This is a genomic window from Stappia sp. (assembly GCF_965276915.1).
In the GTDB taxonomy this organism is placed as follows: Bacteria; Pseudomonadota; Alphaproteobacteria; order Rhizobiales; family Stappiaceae; genus Stappia.
On record NZ_OZ255709.1, the window covers coordinates 4,322,814 to 4,340,555 of the forward strand.

At 65.6% G+C, this 17,742-nt stretch carries 20 protein-coding genes and 1 pseudogene; 16 read left to right on the forward strand and 5 right to left on the reverse strand.

Features of this window, described 5'->3' with window-relative positions; genetic code table 11:
- Positions 1–35: 35 nt before the first annotated feature.
- The 5 genes from ACQY46_RS20215 to ACQY46_RS20235 all read left to right on the forward strand — a co-directional run bounded on the left by ACQY46_RS20215 (position 36) and on the right by ACQY46_RS20235 (position 3,104).
- Complete coding sequence (locus ACQY46_RS20215) at positions 36–947, forward strand: PhzF family phenazine biosynthesis protein (RefSeq protein ID WP_428697772.1); 912 nt, start codon at positions 36–38, stop codon at positions 945–947.
- 279 nt (positions 948–1,226) lie between these two features.
- The gene (locus tag ACQY46_RS20220; RefSeq protein WP_428697773.1) at positions 1,227–1,871 is read left to right on the forward strand and encodes a TetR/AcrR family transcriptional regulator; all 645 of its coding nucleotides are present in this window, start codon (positions 1,227–1,229) and stop codon (positions 1,869–1,871) included.
- Positions 1,864–2,220: a DUF3817 domain-containing protein gene (locus ACQY46_RS20225; protein ID WP_428697774.1), complete on the forward strand. Its 357-nt coding sequence runs from the start codon at positions 1,864–1,866 to the stop codon at positions 2,218–2,220. The genes ACQY46_RS20220 and ACQY46_RS20225 overlap by 8 nt, the downstream gene beginning before the upstream one ends.
- A 5-nt stretch (positions 2,221–2,225) precedes the next feature.
- Positions 2,226–2,642: a CopD family protein gene (locus ACQY46_RS20230; protein WP_428697775.1), complete on the forward strand. Its 417-nt coding sequence runs from the start codon at positions 2,226–2,228 to the stop codon at positions 2,640–2,642.
- A 54-nt stretch (positions 2,643–2,696) separates the two neighbouring features.
- Positions 2,697–3,104 (forward strand): DUF2000 family protein, encoded by a 408-nt coding sequence (locus tag ACQY46_RS20235; protein ID WP_428697776.1) that lies wholly within the window; start codon positions 2,697–2,699, stop codon positions 3,102–3,104.
- A 206-nt stretch (positions 3,105–3,310) separates the two neighbouring features.
- Here the strand turns inward: ACQY46_RS20235 and ACQY46_RS20240 are convergent, their stop codons facing one another.
- Positions 3,311–4,789 (reverse strand): MFS transporter, encoded by a 1,479-nt coding sequence (locus ACQY46_RS20240; protein WP_428697777.1) that lies wholly within the window; start codon positions 4,787–4,789, stop codon positions 3,311–3,313.
- A gap of 66 nt (positions 4,790–4,855) precedes the next feature.
- Between ACQY46_RS20240 and soxR the strand changes: the two genes are divergently transcribed.
- Positions 4,856–5,287, forward strand: coding sequence for a redox-sensitive transcriptional activator SoxR (gene soxR, locus ACQY46_RS20245; RefSeq protein WP_428697778.1), 432 nt, complete (start codon positions 4,856–4,858; stop codon positions 5,285–5,287).
- A gap of 120 nt (positions 5,288–5,407) precedes the next feature.
- On the opposite strand, the pseudogene ACQY46_RS20250 reads toward soxR, so the two are convergent.
- The 4 genes and pseudogenes from ACQY46_RS20250 to ACQY46_RS20265 form a co-directional block, all read right to left on the reverse strand.
- Positions 5,408–5,749, reverse strand: a pseudogene (locus tag ACQY46_RS20250) (ribbon-helix-helix domain-containing protein); the annotation flags it as partial.
- A 157-nt stretch (positions 5,750–5,906) separates the two neighbouring features.
- The gene (locus tag ACQY46_RS20255; protein WP_428697779.1) at positions 5,907–6,479 is read right to left on the reverse strand and encodes a DJ-1/PfpI family protein; all 573 of its coding nucleotides are present in this window, start codon (positions 6,477–6,479) and stop codon (positions 5,907–5,909) included.
- 192 nt (positions 6,480–6,671) lie between these two features.
- Positions 6,672–7,265, reverse strand: a complete 594-nt coding sequence (locus ACQY46_RS20260; RefSeq protein ID WP_428697780.1) for a PRC-barrel domain-containing protein — start codon at positions 7,263–7,265, stop codon at positions 6,672–6,674.
- A gap of 199 nt (positions 7,266–7,464) precedes the next feature.
- Positions 7,465–8,265, reverse strand: a complete 801-nt coding sequence (locus ACQY46_RS20265) for a matrixin family metalloprotease (RefSeq protein WP_428697781.1) — start codon at positions 8,263–8,265, stop codon at positions 7,465–7,467.
- Between the two features lie 600 nt (positions 8,266–8,865).
- On the opposite strand from ACQY46_RS20265, the gene ACQY46_RS20270 reads away from it, so the two are divergent.
- From ACQY46_RS20270 to ACQY46_RS20315, 10 genes are all read left to right on the forward strand, one after another.
- Positions 8,866–9,519, forward strand: a complete 654-nt coding sequence (locus tag ACQY46_RS20270; RefSeq protein ID WP_428697782.1) for a TetR/AcrR family transcriptional regulator — start codon at positions 8,866–8,868, stop codon at positions 9,517–9,519.
- 60 nt (positions 9,520–9,579) lie between these two features.
- Positions 9,580–10,599: a ketol-acid reductoisomerase gene (gene ilvC, locus ACQY46_RS20275; RefSeq protein WP_428697783.1), complete on the forward strand. Its 1,020-nt coding sequence runs from the start codon at positions 9,580–9,582 to the stop codon at positions 10,597–10,599.
- Positions 10,600–11,345: 746 nt separating this feature from the next.
- The gene (locus tag ACQY46_RS20280; protein WP_428697784.1) at positions 11,346–11,891 is read left to right on the forward strand and encodes a dihydrofolate reductase; all 546 of its coding nucleotides are present in this window, start codon (positions 11,346–11,348) and stop codon (positions 11,889–11,891) included.
- A gap of 123 nt (positions 11,892–12,014) precedes the next feature.
- Positions 12,015–13,124, forward strand: a complete 1,110-nt coding sequence (locus tag ACQY46_RS20285; protein WP_428697785.1) for an S-(hydroxymethyl)glutathione dehydrogenase/class III alcohol dehydrogenase — start codon at positions 12,015–12,017, stop codon at positions 13,122–13,124.
- Positions 13,125–13,200: 76 nt separating this feature from the next.
- The gene (locus ACQY46_RS20290) at positions 13,201–13,605 is read left to right on the forward strand and encodes a helix-turn-helix domain-containing protein (RefSeq protein ID WP_428697786.1); all 405 of its coding nucleotides are present in this window, start codon (positions 13,201–13,203) and stop codon (positions 13,603–13,605) included.
- Positions 13,602–14,135: a GNAT family N-acetyltransferase gene (locus ACQY46_RS20295; protein ID WP_428697787.1), complete on the forward strand. Its 534-nt coding sequence runs from the start codon at positions 13,602–13,604 to the stop codon at positions 14,133–14,135. Before ACQY46_RS20290 ends, ACQY46_RS20295 begins: the two co-directional genes overlap by 4 nt.
- Positions 14,132–14,974, forward strand: a complete 843-nt coding sequence (gene fghA / locus ACQY46_RS20300) for an S-formylglutathione hydrolase (protein ID WP_428697788.1) — start codon at positions 14,132–14,134, stop codon at positions 14,972–14,974. The genes ACQY46_RS20295 and fghA overlap by 4 nt, the downstream gene beginning before the upstream one ends.
- Before the next feature lie 329 nt (positions 14,975–15,303).
- Positions 15,304–16,476, forward strand: a complete 1,173-nt coding sequence (gene hflK, locus ACQY46_RS20305) for an FtsH protease activity modulator HflK (protein WP_428697789.1) — start codon at positions 15,304–15,306, stop codon at positions 16,474–16,476.
- Positions 16,476–17,438: a protease modulator HflC gene (hflC, locus tag ACQY46_RS20310; RefSeq protein ID WP_428697790.1), complete on the forward strand. Its 963-nt coding sequence runs from the start codon at positions 16,476–16,478 to the stop codon at positions 17,436–17,438. The genes hflK and hflC overlap by 1 nt, the downstream gene beginning before the upstream one ends.
- Positions 17,435–17,620 (forward strand): DUF2065 domain-containing protein, encoded by a 186-nt coding sequence (locus ACQY46_RS20315; protein WP_428697791.1) that lies wholly within the window; start codon positions 17,435–17,437, stop codon positions 17,618–17,620. The genes hflC and ACQY46_RS20315 overlap by 4 nt, the downstream gene beginning before the upstream one ends.
- The last annotated feature ends 122 nt before the right edge of the window (positions 17,621–17,742 follow it).

Here is a 17,742-nt window from a genome sequence, read left to right on the forward strand (position 1 = left end):
ACGGCAACACGGCTTTCAACCAAGGATCCCGCGAGATGGCACGACGCTTCTTCGTCCTAGACGTCTTCACCAACCAGGCGCTCGCGGGCAATCCGCTGGCCGTCGTCCTGGACGCGGAAGGCCTGTCGGACGCGCGCATGCAGTCGATCGCGCGGGAATTCAACCTGTCGGAAACCGTCTTCGTGCTGCCGCCGGAAAACCCGGCGCACTCGGCGAAGCTGCGGATCTTCACCCCGGCAAAGGAACTCCCCTTCGCCGGCCACCCGACCGTCGGCACCGCGATCCTGCTGGCCAGGGAGCGGTTCGGCGACAGCGACGCCGACCAGAACGCCATGGTCGTGCTCGAGGAGGCGATCGGCAATGTGCGCTGCGGCGTGGTGCTGAAAAACGGCGCCGCCGGCTTTGCCGAATTCGACGTGCCGCGCCTGCCGCGCCCCGCCGACCCGCTCGGCGACAAGGAGCTGATCGCCGCCGCCCTTGGCCTGGAGCCCAACGAGATCGGCTTCGAGAACCATCGCCCCTGCGCCTTCGAGGCGGGCGTCCCCTTCGCCTTCGTGCCGGTGGCGAACCTTGCGGCACTTGCCCGGGTGTCGCCCCATCACGCTCACTGGGACGATGCCTTCGGGCGCGGCGGCCAGATGGGCGCCTATATCTATTGCCGCCAGACGAATTCGCATGACAGCACCTTCGCCGCGCGCATGTTCGCCCCGCATATGGGCATTGGCGAGGACCCGGCGACGGGATCGGCCGCCGCCGCCTTCGCCGGCGTGGTGCGCCACTACGACAAGATCACCGACGGCACCCACTACCTGCGCATCGAGCAGGGCTTCGACATGGGCCGTCCGTCGATGATCGACCTGGAGGTCGACGTCGAGGCGGGCCAGCTCAACGCCGTGCGCATCGGCGGCCAGGCGGTGGTCGTTTCCAGCGGCGAGTTGTATCTTTAGGGCCTCCGGCCCCGACGATATCCGCAGCGAACGCGCGTCAGGTTTCGGGCGGCTTGGCCGGTGGCTGGTCTGTTGGGAAGGAGATTGGTGGGTTTTTCGACTGCAAGGTCGCATTAGCTGCCCTTCCCCAAGGCCAGTCGGTTTCGACGGCGGCACCCCCTCGCATTTGTCGTTCAGCATATCTTCGCCACCGCTGAAAAGCGGACATCCCTGGCTGCCAGGTCGGAAATCACGAAACAGGCAATTGCAAAAAAGAACGACCGGTCGTATCATTCGATCATGAAAAGCAGCGAGACCAAACAAAAGCTTCTGACGATAGGGCTTGACCAGGTAAGCGTTCGCGGTCTTTCGGGCGTGACGCTCGGCCAGCTTGCCAGCGCATCCGGGCTCTCCAAGAGCGGTCTGTTCGCCCATTTCAAGTCCAAGGAGCAGTTGCAGATCGAACTGCTGGAAGAAATGGCACGAACCGCCGATCGCACCGTGGTTGTCCCGGCCATGCGCGAAGCAACGGGGCTTCCACGGCTGAAGGCCCTGGTGGACCTTTGGTTTGGCTGGCCGCACCGCGCAGGCCTTGAAGGCGGCTGTCCGGCAGCGGCGGCGCTGTTCGAGCTGGACGACATAGACACCGTCGTGCGCGAGCATGTGTGCAAGCTCGAAGCGCAGTGGCGGCTGTTGCTGCTCCAGATTGTTCGCGATGCAGTCGCCGAGAAGCACCTGTCCGCGGAAACGGATGTGGAGCAGTTCGTCTGGGAACTCGGCGGCATCTATCTTGCCCATCACGCCTCGAGCCGTTTCCTCCGTGACAATGAAGCCGACACCCGCGCCAGGCAGGCATTCGACGCGCTCCTTGCACGCAACAGGGCCACCCACGGATCGGATAGCGTCCAGTTGAAAATCGGTTCGAAGCGAGATGTCCATGACTGAGCAGAGAACACGCTCGCGCCCGACAATCAGCCATGAGCGTGCACAGTTGAAGCGCCTGGAGATCATGTCGATTGTCGAGGCAGCAACCCTGGTGACGCTGGTCTGCGTCGCCGTTCCCCTGAAGCACATGCTGGACTGGCCGACCGGATCGCGGATTCTGGGTCCGCTCCACGGCATTGCCTTCCTCGCCTATATCTGGACCGTACTTCAAACGGTGGCAGGTGGCGGGTGGCAACGGCGTGAAGTCGCAAGATTGCTCATCGTCGCGTTCCTGCCATTCGCAGGCTTTTTCAACATCGGCTGGCTGAGGCAGCGCGGCGAGATCCTCGAAGGCCAGGCCGAGAGGTAACAGCCATGGCGTTTTATTCCTATCTCGTTGCCGCGCATATCACTGCGGTTGTGTTTCTGATCGGAGGCATGTTTGCGCATAATCGGATCATGAACGCGATCATCCAGTATCCGCTCGACCGACAAACTGCGGCCCTGGAACCGCTGCGCCGCCTCGAGCGGTCCGTAACCGCGCCGGCCCTCCTGCTGACGTGGACTTTCGGGCTTGGTCTGGCGCTCTGGGGAGGCTGGTTTCCGGATATGTGGCTCGTGGTCAAGCTGATCGTCGTCATCGGCTTGTCGGGGCTCCACGGTGTTCAGTCCGGGCAATTGCGCCGCATGCTGCGGGATGAAAGACCGGCATCGACCATCCCCTGGTCGGGAACGTCGATTCTCATCGGCATGCTGACCATCGCGATCCTCGCCGTGGTGAAACCGTTCTGACGCGAGCATCCCTTCCTGAACCGATTGAACCCGTTCCAGACACCGGAACTCGTTGTGTTCGATACAAAAATTGCCATTCTGATTCTCGATGACCTTCCCGTCTGGCAAAAGCTCAACGTCACGGCCTTTCTGACCTCCGGTATTGTGGGCTCTGCACCTGAGGCTATGGGCATGCCCTACAAGGATGGCGCCGACCGCATCTATGCTGCTCTGCTTGGACAGCCGGTCATGGTCTTCTCGGCAACATCCGAAGTGCTTTTGCGCGCCCGCAATCAGGCGCTCGCTCGGGATCTCACTTGCGCGGCCTATGTCCGGTCGATGTTTTCAACCGGACATGACGCTGCGAACCGCGAGGCCTTTCAGCAGGAACCGGCTGAAACACCAGATCTGGTCGGCATAGGCTTGCGCGGTCCGAAGAAGGATGTGGACAAGGCGATCAAGGGTGGCCGCCTCCATGAATAGTTTCCTGCCAGATTTCGTCAGTTGAGCGCCGGTGCACAACTTCACCCTCTGCGAACCTGGAGTATGACCACCAGATCCGGCCCCTAATCCGGCACCGGCGGGTGCGACGGGCCGCATGCGGCAGCGCTCCTTGTCGAGGATGCGGGCGCTGTCGAGCGCCGACATCGGGCGGGACGCGGACTGTCCGGCTTGCGGTTCAGGCTGTTTCAACTGCTGCTGCCGCCACTGCCGCGATTTCCCGACCGGTCGCGCACCAGTGCGCTCATGGCGATCAGCCCGATTGCCGCGAAGGGGACACATGAGGCGAAGACCCATCGGGCAACCTTCGCGGCGTCCCCGGCCGTCTCGATGGACAGCAGGCCCGAGGCATTCGCCACGATCCCGACATAGGCCGCGCCGAGAGCGTAGCCGAGCCTTTGTATCGTGGGGATCGCTCCGGAAATGCGCTGGGCCTCGTCGGCGCCGGCGAGCCCCATCGTTCGCCTGAGAACGAATGTCCAGGCAATCCCGAAGCCGCCGCCCTCCATGGCCGCGAAGAGCGCGATCAGCCAGACGGGGCCTTCGGGAACCGCATGGAGAAAGCCGAGGATGCTGAGGGCCACGACCGTCATGCCAAGGGCGATCATCAGCCGGTCGAACCGCTCGGGCAATCCGCTGACCAGAACGGCCATGACCGTCCAGCCGATGGACGAACAGGCAACGATATAACCGGCGGTCAGCGCGGATACGCCGTGGACGGCTGTTACCAGGAGCGGTCCGAACGCCGTGACGGGGATGGTCGCCACGGACATCGACAGGATCATGAGCAGCGCGGCGCCAGCCGGGCGCCATGGATCGAACGGACGGTGCGGAAGAAGCCGGGTGTCGCCCGCGCGCTCGTCCAGCCGCAGAAAGGCGATCAGGCAGACCAGACCGGCGACAACGGAAGGGACCGTTCGCGGGATCGAGACCTCGACGCCGCCAAAGGCGACCAGAACGACGGCGAGACACAACAGGGACAGACGCCTGACAGGGAACCCGGTGGCGTCGGCCGTGGATCGGCTCACGGCCGCCTCGCCTCGCAAGACGATCCAGAGGGCGAGGGCGAATGCCTGGCAGGCAAAGAAGGCGAAGCCCCAACGCCAGGTCGCATATTCCACGAAGAAGCCGCCGACCAGCGGCCCGGCGAATGCCGAGACGCCCCAAAGGGTCGAAACGGCCGCCATCGCGCGCGCCATGTAGCGACGCGGGAAGATCAGCCCGACCGCGACGAAGCCCATCGCCACCAGACCGCCGCCGCCGAGCCCCTGCAGGATGCGTCCCGTCAGAAGCAACGGCATGGTCGGGCTGACGGCACTGAGGAGGCAGCCGAGCCCGAACAGGATGGCGGCCATGCTCATCGGCGTGCGCAGGCCGAAGCGCATTGCCAGCAACGCGCTTGCCGCTCCCGCGACGATTGACCCGATCTCGTAGAGCGAGACCGACCAGCCCACCAGGGCGACCCCCCCGATCTCGGCCACGATGGAAGGGAGCATGGTGGCGACGATCAGGCTGTCGGCCGCGTGCAGCCAGACGGCCAGGCAAACCAGGGCCAGGGATGCCGCGTAAGGGCTTGCCAGAAACTCCCTCCATGAGACGAAGGTCTCCGTGTCCTTCTCCGTGTCGCTGCCCGTGTCGCTGCCCGTGTCGCTGTCCGTGTCCGCCATGCCCGTCTCCTGTTGACGGACATGTTGCTACGACCTCAACATTGGTTGAGGTCAAGGAGATTACGAATGACGAAGAAGAATTTGTCCGTCGGCGAACTCTCGCTCCGCAGCGGGTTGCCGGTGTCCACGCTCCATTTCTATGAACGCAAGGGGCTGATCGCATCCGAAAGGACATCGGCCAATCATCGGGTCTATCGGCGTGAAATCCTGAGACGCGTGACGGTCATCAAGATCGCCCAGAGCGCGGGCATCCCGCTTGCCGAGATAGCCGACGCGCTCTCTGGACTGCCAGGGGACACCTCCCCCGACACACACGACTGGGAGCGCATCGCCGAAAACTGGCATGACGATCTCACACGGCGGATCGAGCGTCTCACGGCGCTTCGCGACAAGATGGCGATGTGTATCGGCTGCGGATGCCTGAGCGTGCAACGCTGCCCGCTGGTCAACGCGGACGATCACCTGGCGAAAGACGGTCCCGGCGCCCGGTTGCTATAGGACCGCGAGGGCCTCCAGCCTCAGCCGCGCATCCCCTTACGAAACAAGGCGGGCAGCGGGGTGCACTGAGGCCCCGGATCCGGCCCCTGATCCGGCACCGGCCGGTGCGACGGGCCGCATGCGGCCGCGCTCCTTGTCGAGAATGCGGGCGCTGTCGAGCGCGGCGATGGGCGTCGTCAGGTCGTCCGGAATGTCGCCGCTGAGCTGCAGGGCCAGATAGCGGCCGCAACAGACCCGCAGGAACGAGGCGAAGTTGCCAAGGTCGTGGCCGGCCTCGATGGACTCGTTGTGCAACCGGGTGATGAGCTGCACGAGGTTCATGCCGTCACGCTCGGCGATCTCCTCGAGAACGCTCCAGAAGAAGGTCTCGAGCCGGACGCTCGTCACCATCCGCTCGATCCTGAGCGACCGCGTCGAGCTTTCCCAAAGCCCCGGTTCGGCCTCGATAAAGAGCTTGCACATGACACTGTCCCTCCCCGTACGGCCTGGCCGCCGGCCTCCCGCCGACGATTGCAGGCAAGGCCACCCTGCTCTCTCCGAACAGGGTGGCCTTGCCGTCTCGCGAAATCAACCGGCCCGAGGGCCACCAGTGATCAGGCCCAATGACCAGGCCCAATGATCAGGCGGCAAGCGCCGTCATGAACTGCGACAGCCAGGCCGGATGCGCGGGCCATGCCGGCGCGGTGACGAGATTGCCGTCCGTCACGGCGCCGTCGATGGCGATCTCCGCATAGGTTCCCCCGGCAAGCTCCACCTCGGGCCGGCAGGCCGGATAGGCCGAAACGGTCCGCCCCTCGATGACGCGGGCGGCGGCCAGCAGCTGCGCCCCGTGGCAGATCGCGGCGACCGGCTTGCCAGCCTCGAAGAAGTGGCGAACGGCGTCGATCACGTCCTTGTCGAGCCGCAGGTATTCCGGCGCCCGGCCGCCGGGGATAACCAGCGCGTCGTAATCGGCGACGTCGACCTCTGCAAACGTCGCGTTGAGCGTGAAATTGTGCCCCCGCTTCTCGCTGTAGGTCTGGTCCCCCTCGAAATCGTGGATCGAGGTGGCGACGCTCTCGCCCGCCTTCTTGCCCGGGCACACCGCATGCACCTCGTGGCCGACGGCCAGAAGCGTCTGGAACGGCACCATCGTCTCGTAATCCTCGGTGAAGTCACCGGTGATCATCAGGATTTTCTTCTTCGCGCTCATCATGTCCTCCCGCAGCGAATTTGAACCGGGGGAGGCTAGCAACAGATGCCCGATGGGGGGTATTAGGCCGATACTACAAGCGGGAGCACGGTGTCCGGCGCCGGAAGCCCCATGACAAGAAGAAGCTCCATGGCAAAAAGATGCAGGCCGCGGACATGCCGCGGCCTGCAGGGAACAATTGGGGCGCCGGACCTATTCGGTCGCCGGCGGATTGGCCGGATCGACCGTGCGCGGCTGCGTCGCCTGCATTTCCTGCTGGGCGCGGATCGCCTCTTCCTCCTGCCGCATCTGCACCAGGGTGACGTAGTCGGGCGCCGCCTCGAACTGGTCGGCGGTGGCCGACACCACGAGGCGCTGCCCGTCGGGCGTGTCGCTCATGTGCCGGACCGCCTCGTAAGGCACGGCGACGCGCTTGGCGCCCAATCCGAGGAAGCCGCCCGCATCGATCACGACCGAGACGACCTTGCCGTCCGGCCCGATCTCGAGCGCGGCAACCTCTCCGACGGCCTCGCCGTCAGGGGTCGTGACCTCCTGGCCGATGAGCCCGCTGGTCAGCCAGTGCCCTTCCTTCTGCGCGGGCAGGAAGGTCAGGTCACTCGCAGCCGTCGTTGCCGGGGCCTCTCCGGCATCCGGCGCAGGCGCTTCGTCCGCCGGCATGGCGGCACCCGGCGCGCTGTCCTGAACAAGAGGGGCCTCGCCCTTCGGCTCCACGGCCGTCTGCGCCCATGCGGGGCCCAGCGACAGGACTGCGAGCGTGGCGGTGGTGGCAAGAAGCTTGCTAATCATGACCAACTCCCTTGCTGTATCCCGTCAACCAGGGCGGCGGGGGGCTCGCCCTGCGCGGGATGCAACCTTTGATATAGGAAGCGATCGTGATTTTTTTCCGGCTTTTTGTGATTATGAAAACAGAATTAAAACAACAACTTAAATTATTTTATAGCGCCTCTTGTACACGTAAATCGTGTTCAATGAATGGCATTCGAACTTACTTTCGAGAACCATAAAGCCACTTGACGCCGGCAACATCCCCGGGCTGAAGACCTTGGAACTTTTCACTATATTTGAAATGCATGATCGAGGGATCCTGAATATGGTGATCCAGTCCGATCGCATGCCCGATTTCATGCGCGAACGTGTAACGCAGATCGTAGGTCCCCAGGTCCCCGTCGAAGCCGACCTTCCACATATGCGCCGGATTGAGACAGACGGCCGCCTCGGTGATCCGCGAGACGCGCGGCGCGGCGACGGCATCCTGCGCCTCCCGCGCCCCGGAGCCCGGCTTGCCAAGCCCCCGCGCCCCGCCGGACACGATGAGCGCCGGCCGCAGGACCTCCCCGGCATGCCGGACATTGGTAAAGGCAAAGCCGCGCGGCGCCGACTGGCTGCCGATGACGATATCGGCCTCGCCGACCGACGTCACCTCCTCGAACGTGATCCCGCTCGCCGCCTCCCAGAGCCGGAAGGCGGCCCTCGCCTCGCCGCGAAGTCGCGCCAGACCCACCCCGGCCGCGGCGGCAAGCCCGTCGAGCGCGTCCATCGCCCGGCAGTTGCGCGCGTTGATGTTGGCGACCGGCCCGACCGCGAATGCGTAGGTCACATGCGCCGGCGTGCCGAGTTCCGGCGCGCCCCATTTGACGACATGCCCATCGAGGGTAAGGGGGTTGAACGCCCTGGCACCAGAGGCCTGGGCCGGTGCGGTCGAAACGGCAGCCAGACCGGTGACCAGACCGGCGACCAGACCGGTGACCAATCCGGCCAGCACCGGAAAACGCGCAAGTTTCACCACGATGAGATTCGCCCGCTTGTCAGGAGGGTCGGTGCAGCCGCCCGGAGATCTTCAGGTTTCCGGTAACGCGCCGCCGTTGCCGTTTACAGGTCTGCCGGGATACGGGCCTGTTGTTCGAAGATATCGCCACCTACAGCACATACCTGAAGGGTAATACACCATGGTTAACAAAATCTGACCAAGGGTCACCTATATTGTCGCAAGGCAGTATTCGGGAAAACCCTGATCAGGAAAATTGGTCGATCACTGTTGCTGGCAGGTCAACACTGAATGAGCGAAAGATGAAAGCAACCGTCTGAATTTCAACCAGGAACCGGAAGTCATTGCGCAATCCGGCGCGGGAGCGAAACCGGGGGCAGGCCTCCGCCCGTTCCGGCAAACGGCCCGGTCACGCCCTCCCGCGGCGCAGTCCTGCGTCATCGCCCTTGCCGGCAGTTTCCCCTTGACCCTGTTTCCTGGCGATGCGATAACCCTCACCGAACCGTACCGTACGGTACCAAGATGCAAATTCCTCTTCTTTCCCAATGTCCCGCCCGACCGCAAGGGCGCAGATCCGCCCACGCACGCGTCCGCCGCGACCGGTCGAACCGAAAGATCCGCATGGCTCCCGTCCCCGACAGCGACTTCACGCCGCGCCAGAACGAGGTCCTCGCCTCGGCGCTGCGGCTTGTCGTCGACGGCGGCGAGAAGGCGCTGACGACGGCCGCCGTGGCGCGCGCCGCCAACTGCTCCAAGGAAAGCCTCTACCGCTGGTTCGGCGACCGCGACGGGCTGCTGGCCGCGATTGTCGCGCACCAGGCGGCCAAGGTGCGGGTGCCGAGCGAAAGCGCCGGCGAACTGACCGCCGCGGAGTTCCGGGCAAGGCTCGTCACCTTCGCCGAGGATCTCCTGAGCGTCCTGGCCGGCGACACCTCGCTGGCGCTCAACCGGCTTGCCATCAGCCAGGCGAGTCGCGAGGGCGCGCCGCTCGGCCGGCTGCTGCTGGAGCGCGGACGCGAGCGCATCTCGACCCGCGCCCGCGTGTTGCTGGAGGCGGGACGCGGACAGGGCCACGTCACCTTCGGCGATCCGACGGAGGCCTATCGCACGCTCTACGGACTGATCGTGCGCGATGCCCACGGCCGCTGGCTGCTCGGCCAGCCGCCAGGCGGCGCCGATGCCGACTTTGCCGGACAGGCGGTGCGCGCCATAGACCAGTTCCTCACCCTTCACCCGCCGACCGTCACGCAAGGGAGCGCGACCACGCGGGACTGAGCCCCGGCCGGCGGGGGAAATCCGCCGGTCAACCAAAACGCCACAACGGGAGACACCAAGATGCGCGTTTATTACGATCGCGATGCCGATCTCAACCTGATCAAGTCGAAGAAGGTCGCCGTCATCGGCTATGGCAGCCAGGGCCGCGCCCATGCGCTGAACCTCAAGGACAGCGGCGTCAAGGACATCGTCGTGGCGCTTCGCCCCGGCTCCACCACCGCCAAGAAGGTCGAGGCCGACGGCCTCAAGGTGATGAGCGTCGCCGAGGCCGCCGGCTGGGCCGACCTGATGATGATGGCCACCCCGGACGAGCTCCAGGCCGACATCTACAAGGACCACATCGCCGACAACATCCGTGACGGCGCGGCGATCGCCTTTGCCCACGGCCTCAACGTGCATTTCGGCCTGATCGAGGCGAAGTCCACCGTCGACGTGCTGATGATCGCGCCGAAGGGCCCTGGCCACACCGTGCGCGGCGAATACGAGAAGGGCGGCGGCGTGCCGTGCCTCGTCGCCGTTCACCAGGATGCGTCCGGCAACGCGCTCGACCTTGGCCTTGCCTATGCGTCGGGCGTCGGCGGCGGCCGTTCGGGCATCATCGAGACGACCTTCAAGGAAGAGTGCGAGACCGACCTGTTCGGCGAGCAGGCCGTGCTTTGCGGCGGTCTGGTCGAACTGATCCGTGCCGGTTTCGAGACGCTGGTGGAAGCCGGCTACGCTCCGGAAATGGCCTATTTCGAGTGCCTGCACGAGGTCAAGCTGATCGTCGACCTCATCTATGAGGGCGGCATCGCCAACATGAACTACTCGATCTCCAACACCGCCGAGTGGGGCGAGTACATGTCCGGCCCGCGCCTCGTCACGTCCGAGACCAAGGCCGAGATGAAGCGCATCCTGACCGACATCCAGACCGGCCGTTTCACCTCCGAGTGGATGCAGGAATGCAAGGGCGGCCAGGCCCGCTTCAAGGCCACGCGCCGCCTCAACGACGCCCACCAGATCGAGGAAGTCGGCGAGAAGCTGCGCGGCATGATGCCGTGGATCAAGAAGGGCGCCCTGGTCGACAAGGAACGCAACTGATCGAAGACCTCTCTGGCGTCTTCCCGGGTGAGCATCGCGAGACCCGGGACCGGAGAGGCACGGCGCCTGGAGCGGACCTTGAGCGTTTCCACAAGCGCTCTCGGCTCTCCGATCCCGCATCTGCGCTTGCGCGCTGTGCGGGATGACGCCGGAGGGGGGGACGACGTGCTCGACTTGGGACGCGCAACTGGTCGAAGACCTCTCTGGCGTCCTCCCGGGCGAGCATCGCGAGACCCGGGACCGGAGAGGCACGGCGCCTGGAGCGAACCTTGAGCGTTTCCACAAGCGCTCTCGGCTCTCCGATCCCGCATCTGCGCTTGCGCGCTGTGCGGGATGACGCCGGAGGGGGGGCGGCGAGCTCGACTTGGGACGCGCAACTGATCGAAGGCCTCTCTGGCGTCCTCCCGGGTGAGCATCGCGAGACCCGGGACCGGAGAGGCACGGCGCCTGGAGCGGACCCTTGAGCGTTTCCACAAGCGCTCTCGGCTCTCCGATCCCGCATCTGCGCTTGCGCGCTGTCCGGGATGACGCCGGAGGGGGGCGGACGACGTGCTTTCCTCGCCGATATGCGAAAAATCGTCATCGTCTTCACTCCCGGAGTGAGAGACCGCCACAACGACCTGAGTTGATGACGCCGGATCATCGAAGAAACGGAAACGGCCCGTACCCGCGGGCCGTTTTCATTTGGCACCGGGGGCGCTACTAGAGGCGCAAGATACTTTTCTCCCGCCTCCGGAGCACGGCCCATGACAAAATCCGACACGCCTGAAATCGTGCTCGTTGCCGCCGTCGGCGAAAACGGCGTGATCGGCTCCGACGGCGACATGCCCTGGAAACTGTCGACCGACCTCAAGCGCTTCAAGCGCCTGACCCTCGGCTGCCCGCTGGTGATGGGCCGAAAGACGTTCCAGTCGATCGGCCGCCCGCTTCCCGGTCGCGACAACATCGTCATCAGCCGCGATTTCGGCTGGGCGGAAGGCATTGACGGCATCATCCGGGCCGGATCGCTCGAGGCCGCGCTGGAACGGGCCCGCGCAAGCGCCGGCGATACCGGCGCCGAGGCGATCATGGTCGTGGGCGGCGGCCAGATCTACGAAGCCGCCCTTCCCCGCGCCGACCGGCTGGAGATCACCAGCGTCCACGCGAAGCCCGCCGGCGACACGCATTTTCCGGCCATCGACCCCGAGATTTGGCGGGAAGTCGCACGCGAGACACCCGAGCGCGGGCCGAAGGACACGGCCGCCGTGACCTTCCTCACCTATCGCCGCCGCGAACCGTCCGCGTCGCGTTGACACATCTTCGCGTCGCCTCGGGCCTTTCGCCCGTCCCTTCAATTTCCTAGGATCGCCTCCGACACCGGCCAGGGCGCATGAGCGATGCGCGCGCAACCGGCCAGCAATTTTGGAGGAACTTCCATGGATGTACGCGCCGCCGTCGCCTTCAAGGCCGGCCAACCCCTTTCCGTCGAGACGGTGCAGCTGGACGGCCCCCGCGCCTTCGAGGTGCTGGTCGAGATCAAGGCAACCGGCGTGTGCCACACCGACGCCTTCACCCTGTCCGGCGACGACCCGGAAGGCATCTTCCCGGCGATCCTCGGCCACGAGGGCGCCGGCGTCGTCGTCGAGGTCGGCAAGGGCGTCACCTCGCTGAAGCCGGGCGACCACGTCATTCCGCTCTACACCCCGGAATGCCGCGAGTGCGACTACTGCCTCAACCCGAAAACCAACCTCTGCCAGAAGATCCGCTCCACGCAGGGCGCCGGCCTGATGCCGGACGGCACGTCGCGCTTCTCGGTCGGCGGCGAGAAGGTGTTCCACTACATGGGCACGTCGACCTTCGCCAATTACACGGTGCTGCCGGAGATCGCGCTGGCCAAGGTGCGTCCCGACGCCCCCTTCGACAAGATCTGCTACATCGGCTGCGGCGTGACGACCGGCATCGGCGCGGTGGTCAACACGGCCAAGGTGGAGCCCGGCTCCAATGTCGTCGTCTTCGGCCTTGGCGGCATCGGCCTCAACGTCATCCAGGGCGCCCGCCTCGTCGGCGCCAACATGATCGTCGGCGTCGACATCAATGACGACAAGAAGGAAATCGCCGAGCGCTACGGCATGACCCATTTCGTCAATCCGAAGGAGATCGAAGGCGACCTCGTCCCCTATCTGGTCGACCTGACCAAGGGCGGCGCCGACTATTCCTTCGAATGCATCGGCAACACCACGACCATGCGCCAGGCGCTCGAATGCGCCCACAAGGGCTGGGGCGAATCCATCATCATCGGCGTTGCCGGCGCCGGACAGGAAATCTCCACCCGGCCGTTCCAGCTCGTCACCGGCCGCTCCTGGCGCGGATCCGCCTTCGGCGGTGCGCGCGGCCGCACGGACGTGCCGAAGATCGTCGACTGGTACATGGACGGCAAGATCGAGATCGACAGCATGATCACCCACACCATGCCGCTCGACGAGATCAACAAGGCCTTCGACCTGATGCATGACGGCAAGTCGATCCGCTCGGTCGTGACGTTCTGACGAAAAAGCCCGCCCCGGCCGGAAGCAGGACCCGGCCGGGTCACCACGACAACCGGACAACGAGGGAGAGCGGACGATGACGGAAACCGGATCGATGTGGTCGGAAGCCCGCGACGGCGACAGCATCGGCGGTCGCATCCGCCGGGCACGCGAGGCGGCGAACTTTTCCGGCGCGCAACTGGCACGGCGCCTCGGCGTCAAGACGTCGACCGTCACCGCCTGGGAAGCGGGACGCTCGGAACCGCGCGCCAACCGCTTGACCATGCTGGCGGGTTTTCTGGGCGTCAGCCCGACATGGCTGCTCTACGGCCTTGGCGATGCCCCTGTCGAAAGCCCGCTTGCCAGCGAACTCGCCGTGGTCGCCTCGACCCTGAAGCTGCTGCGCGAGAACCACGAGCGCACCGGCGAGGCGCTCGACCGCATCGAGGCGCAAATCGCACAGATCGCGCGCATCGCCGGCAAGGAGGATGCGTCCGCGTGACGATTGCTGCGACCGCCGCGCCGGCGGAAGAGCACCGGCTCGCGGCCCTGTGGGCGGATTTCGGCGATCTTTCGCCGACGCGCCTGCACGCGGTCTTGCGGCTGCGCGTCGATGTCTTCGTCGTCGAGCAGGCTTGCGCCTATGCGGAGATCGACGGCCTGGACCCGCTCGCCCGGCACCTTCTGGTCGAGGACGCTGACAGCGGCCAGCTCGCCGCCTATCTGCGGCTCCTGCCCCCGGAAGCGGGAGGCGGCGTGCGGCTCGGCCGCATCGTCATCGCACCGGCAAGGCGCGGCATCGGGCTTGGCGGATACCTGATGGAAGAGGGTCTCGCCGAGGCGGCGCGCGCCTTTCCCGGCCGCGATGTCGAGCTCTCCGCGCAGGCGCATCTGCTGAAATTCTACCGCTCGCACGGCTTCGAGGCGGTTTCCGAAACCTATCTCGAGGACGGCATCCCGCATATAGACATGAGAAAGGCCGCAGCGTCCCCGGCGGCCGTGCAAACCAGGACCGGACCGATCCATCCATGACACTTGACCTTGTTTCCTCGACCCGGGCCTTCGGCGGCGAGCAGCGCGTCTACCGCCACGCCTCCGCCGCGACCGGCACGGACATGGAGTTCGCCGCCTTCCTGCCGGCCGAGGCGCGGCGCGGCGAAGCCTGCCCGACGCTCGTCTGGCTTTCCGGCCTCACCTGCACCTGGGAGAACGCCACGACGAAGGCGGGCTACCAGCGGCTGGCGGCCGAGTTCGGGATGATCGTGCTTGCGCCCGACACGAGCCCGCGCGGCGCGGACGTCGCCAATGACGAAGCCTATGACCTCGGCCAGGGCGCCGGTTTTTATATCGATGCAAGCCAGGCCCCCTGGGCACCGCATTTCCGCATGGAAAGCTACGTCGCGGGCGAACTGCTGGAGCTTGCCGCCGCCGAACTCCCCGTATGGGAAGAAGCCATCGGCATTTCCGGCCATTCGATGGGCGGCCATGGCGCGCTGACGCTGGCGATGAAGCATCCCGAGCTCTTTCGCTCGGTCTCCGCGTTCGCCCCGATCGTCAATCCCGCCGCCTGCCCGTGGGGCGAGAAGGCCTTCACCGCCTATCTGGGCAGCGACCGCGCGGCATGGGCGGATCACGATGCCTGCCACCTTGCCGGGACACGCGGCTGGGAGCGCGACATTCTCATCGACCAGGGCGGGGCAGACGGGTTCCTGGAGGAACAGCTGCGCCCCTGGGTTTTCGATACCGCCTGCCGGAATGCCGGGATCGACCTCACCTTGCGCATGCAGGGCGGCTACGACCATTCCTACTATTTCATCGCGAGCTTTCTGGCCGATCACTTCGCCTGGCATGCCGAGCGGCTGACCGGATAGGCGGGCCCGCGCCGCCGGTTCGAGGGCCGGCGCCAGGGCAGCTTTTCGCCGGCGGGCGGCAACCCTGTCTCCCCTGTTGGAGCCCGGCGGGCGTGTCCGCATCAGCCATCTGCACGCAAATCCACCGTGAATGCGCGAGAAACGGCAGAAACCCGCCATCCACGCATTGACATGGCGAGGCAGGATCGCCAAGTCCGAGTCTGGTGCGCGCGCCGGCTTTCGTTGAAAGCAACGGGCAATCTCCCTATAACCCGACAAGGCCTTGATGGCGTGTCGACAAACAACCGGAAACGGCCCCCGGGCCGGCGTTCCAAAACGAAGGATGTGTGATGCCTTGGAGCAACCAGAACGGCGGCGGCTGGAAGGGCGGCGGCAACGGCGGACCCTGGGGCGGTTCCGGCGGTGGCGGCGGCGGGCCGTGGGGTAACGGGCCGCAGCGCGGTGGCGGCGGCGGCGGCAACCCGCCCGATCTGGAAGAACTGCTGAAACGCGGCCAGAGCACGCTCAAGACGGTTCTGCCCGGCGGTGGCAATCTCGGTTTCAAGGGCATCCTGCTGGCGCTGATCATCGCCGCGGGCATCTGGCTGGCCACCGGCTTCTACCGGGTCGAGCCGGACGAAGTGGGCGTGGAACTGGTCTTCGGCGAGGTCACCAACCAGACGTCCCCGGGCCTGAACTACAACTGGCCCTATCCGGTCGGTGCGGTCTACACGCCGGAAGTCCTGCGTATCCGCGAGTTGACCGTGGGCCTGCGCGAATCCGTCAACAGCGGCCGCGTCAACACCCAGGACGTCGTCGAGGAAAGCCTGATGCTGACCGGCGACGAGAACATCGTCGACGTCGACTTCAAGGTGCAGTGGCGTATCCGCAACACGCCCGAAGGCGTCTCCAACTACCTCTTCGAGATCCAGAACCCGGCCGGGACCGTGAAGGCCGTGGCTGAAAGCTCGATGCGCGAGGTCGTGGGCCAGAGCAACATCGATTCGATCCTCGGCGAGAACCGGACGCCCATCCAGCAGGCCGTGCTCGAACTGATGCAGACCGCACTCGACAGCTACAATGCGGGCATCGAGGTCACGGAAGTGCAGATGCAGAAGGTCGATCCGCCGCAGCAGGTGATCGAGTCCTTCCGCGACGTGCAGGCCGCCCGCGCCGACCAGGAGCGCATCCAGAACGAGGCGCAGGCCTATGCCAACCGCGTCGTTCCCGAAGCCCGAGGCGAGGCGGCGCGGATCAGCGAAGCGGCCAACGCCTATCGCGAGCAGGCCGTTGCCGAGGCGAACGGCCAGGCGCAGCGTTTCATCAAGATCCTCGACGAATACGCCAAGGCCCCCGACGTGACCCGCGAGCGCCTCTATCTCGAGACCCTCGAGAACGTGCTTGGCAAGAACTCGAAGATCATCATCGACGAGAGCGCCGGCGGATCGGGCGTCGTCCCCTACCTGCCGCTCGACCAGCTCAACCGTAACCAGGGCGCCGCCCGCAGCGGAGGCAACCAGTGATGAAAAACGGTCTTTTCGGACTTGGCGGCATTCTTGTCGCCGTCGTGGCGCTCGTTGCCTATCTTTCCATCTACATCATCAACCCGACGCAGCAGGCGCTCGTCCTGCAGTTCGGCGAGGTGAAGAGCAGCGTTCAGGAGCCCGGTCTCAAGTTCAAGGTGCCCTTCGTCCAGAACGTGATGTATTTCGACAAGCGCGTGCTCGACCTCAACATGCCGCCGATCGAGGCCATCGCCTCGGACAAGAAGCGTCTGATTGTTGATGCCTTCGCCCGGTACCGCATCACCAACCCGGTGCTGTTCTTCCAGACGGTGAACAACATCAACGAGGCCAACCAGCGCCTGTCGACCTTCCTGCAGTCCAGCCTGCGTTCCGAGCTGGCCCGGGCGACCTTCGTCCAGGTGGTTCGCGACCAGCGCGCCGAACTGATGGACAGCATCCGCAACGACGTGGCCAGCCGCGCCGCGCCGATCGGCATCGAGGTCGTCGACGTGAAGATCCGCCGCGCGGACCTGCCGCAGACCAACTCGGAGGCGATTTTCCGCCGCATGCAGACCGAGCGTCAGCGCGAGGCGACGGAAATCCGCGCCCAGGGCGCCGAGCAGGCGCAGCGCATCCGCTCGCGTGCGGAGCGCGACTCGACCGTCATCGTCGCCGAGGCGAACCGCGACGCGGAAATCGTTCGCGGTGACGGCGATGCCGAGCGGAACAGGATCTTCGCCGAGGCATTCGGCCGGGATCCGGAGTTCTTCTCCTTCTACCGGTCGATGCAGGCCTATACGAGCGGGCTGGAATCCGGCGAGACCTCCATGGTGCTGTCACCGAACTCGGAGTTCTTCCGCTATTTCCGTGACCCGCGCGGCACCGAACTGTCGCCGACCCGTGCACCGGCCAGCATCGCCCCGGCTGCACAAGCCCCGGCTGCGCAAGCCCCGGCCGCACAGGCACCCGTCGCGCAGTGAACGACCTTTGGGTTGCCCTCGGGCTCGTGCTTGCGCTCGAGGGCACCCTCTATGCGCTCGCACCGGGCGCTGCCAAGAACTTTGTCCGGCAGATCCTCGATCTGCCGGACACCGTACTGAGAACCGGCGGTCTGGCCGCCCTGGCCATCGGCGTCGCCATCGTCTGGCTCGTGCGCGGATAGCACAAGTCGCCCGGGCATCAGGCTTGCCCGTCCGCCCGCGCCGAAGCAGTATCGGCAATCGTCCCGGCGGCGGTGCCGCCGGACGCGGCGCCGCAATCCGGGGAGACGATCCCCGCTCAACT

What these genes read in the sequence shown, in the direction of transcription:
- ACQY46_RS20215 (WP_428697772.1), top strand. Translation starts at nt 36, where the DNA reads ATGGCACGACGCTTCTTCGTCCTAGACGTCTTCACCAACCAGGCGCTC.
- ACQY46_RS20220 (WP_428697773.1), top strand. Translation starts at nt 1,227, where the DNA reads ATGAAAAGCAGCGAGACCAAACAAAAGCTTCTGACGATAGGGCTTGAC.
- ACQY46_RS20225 (WP_428697774.1), top strand. Translation starts at nt 1,864, where the DNA reads ATGACTGAGCAGAGAACACGCTCGCGCCCGACAATCAGCCATGAGCGT.
- ACQY46_RS20230 (WP_428697775.1), top strand. Translation starts at nt 2,226, where the DNA reads ATGGCGTTTTATTCCTATCTCGTTGCCGCGCATATCACTGCGGTTGTG.
- ACQY46_RS20240 (WP_428697777.1), bottom strand. Translation starts at nt 4,789, where the DNA reads ATGGCGGACACGGACAGCGACACGGGCAGCGACACGGGCAGCGACACG.
- soxR (WP_428697778.1), top strand. Translation starts at nt 4,856, where the DNA reads ATGACGAAGAAGAATTTGTCCGTCGGCGAACTCTCGCTCCGCAGCGGG.
- ACQY46_RS20255 (WP_428697779.1), bottom strand. Translation starts at nt 6,479, where the DNA reads ATGAGCGCGAAGAAGAAAATCCTGATGATCACCGGTGACTTCACCGAG.
- ACQY46_RS20260 (WP_428697780.1), bottom strand. Translation starts at nt 7,265, where the DNA reads ATGATTAGCAAGCTTCTTGCCACCACCGCCACGCTCGCAGTCCTGTCG.
- ACQY46_RS20270 (WP_428697782.1), top strand. Translation starts at nt 8,866, where the DNA reads ATGGCTCCCGTCCCCGACAGCGACTTCACGCCGCGCCAGAACGAGGTC.
- ilvC (WP_428697783.1), top strand. Translation starts at nt 9,580, where the DNA reads ATGCGCGTTTATTACGATCGCGATGCCGATCTCAACCTGATCAAGTCG.
- ACQY46_RS20280 (WP_428697784.1), top strand. Translation starts at nt 11,346, where the DNA reads ATGACAAAATCCGACACGCCTGAAATCGTGCTCGTTGCCGCCGTCGGC.
- ACQY46_RS20285 (WP_428697785.1), top strand. Translation starts at nt 12,015, where the DNA reads ATGGATGTACGCGCCGCCGTCGCCTTCAAGGCCGGCCAACCCCTTTCC.
- ACQY46_RS20290 (WP_428697786.1), top strand. Translation starts at nt 13,201, where the DNA reads ATGACGGAAACCGGATCGATGTGGTCGGAAGCCCGCGACGGCGACAGC.
- fghA (WP_428697788.1), top strand. Translation starts at nt 14,132, where the DNA reads ATGACACTTGACCTTGTTTCCTCGACCCGGGCCTTCGGCGGCGAGCAG.
- hflK (WP_428697789.1), top strand. Translation starts at nt 15,304, where the DNA reads ATGCCTTGGAGCAACCAGAACGGCGGCGGCTGGAAGGGCGGCGGCAAC.
- hflC (WP_428697790.1), top strand. Translation starts at nt 16,476, where the DNA reads ATGAAAAACGGTCTTTTCGGACTTGGCGGCATTCTTGTCGCCGTCGTG.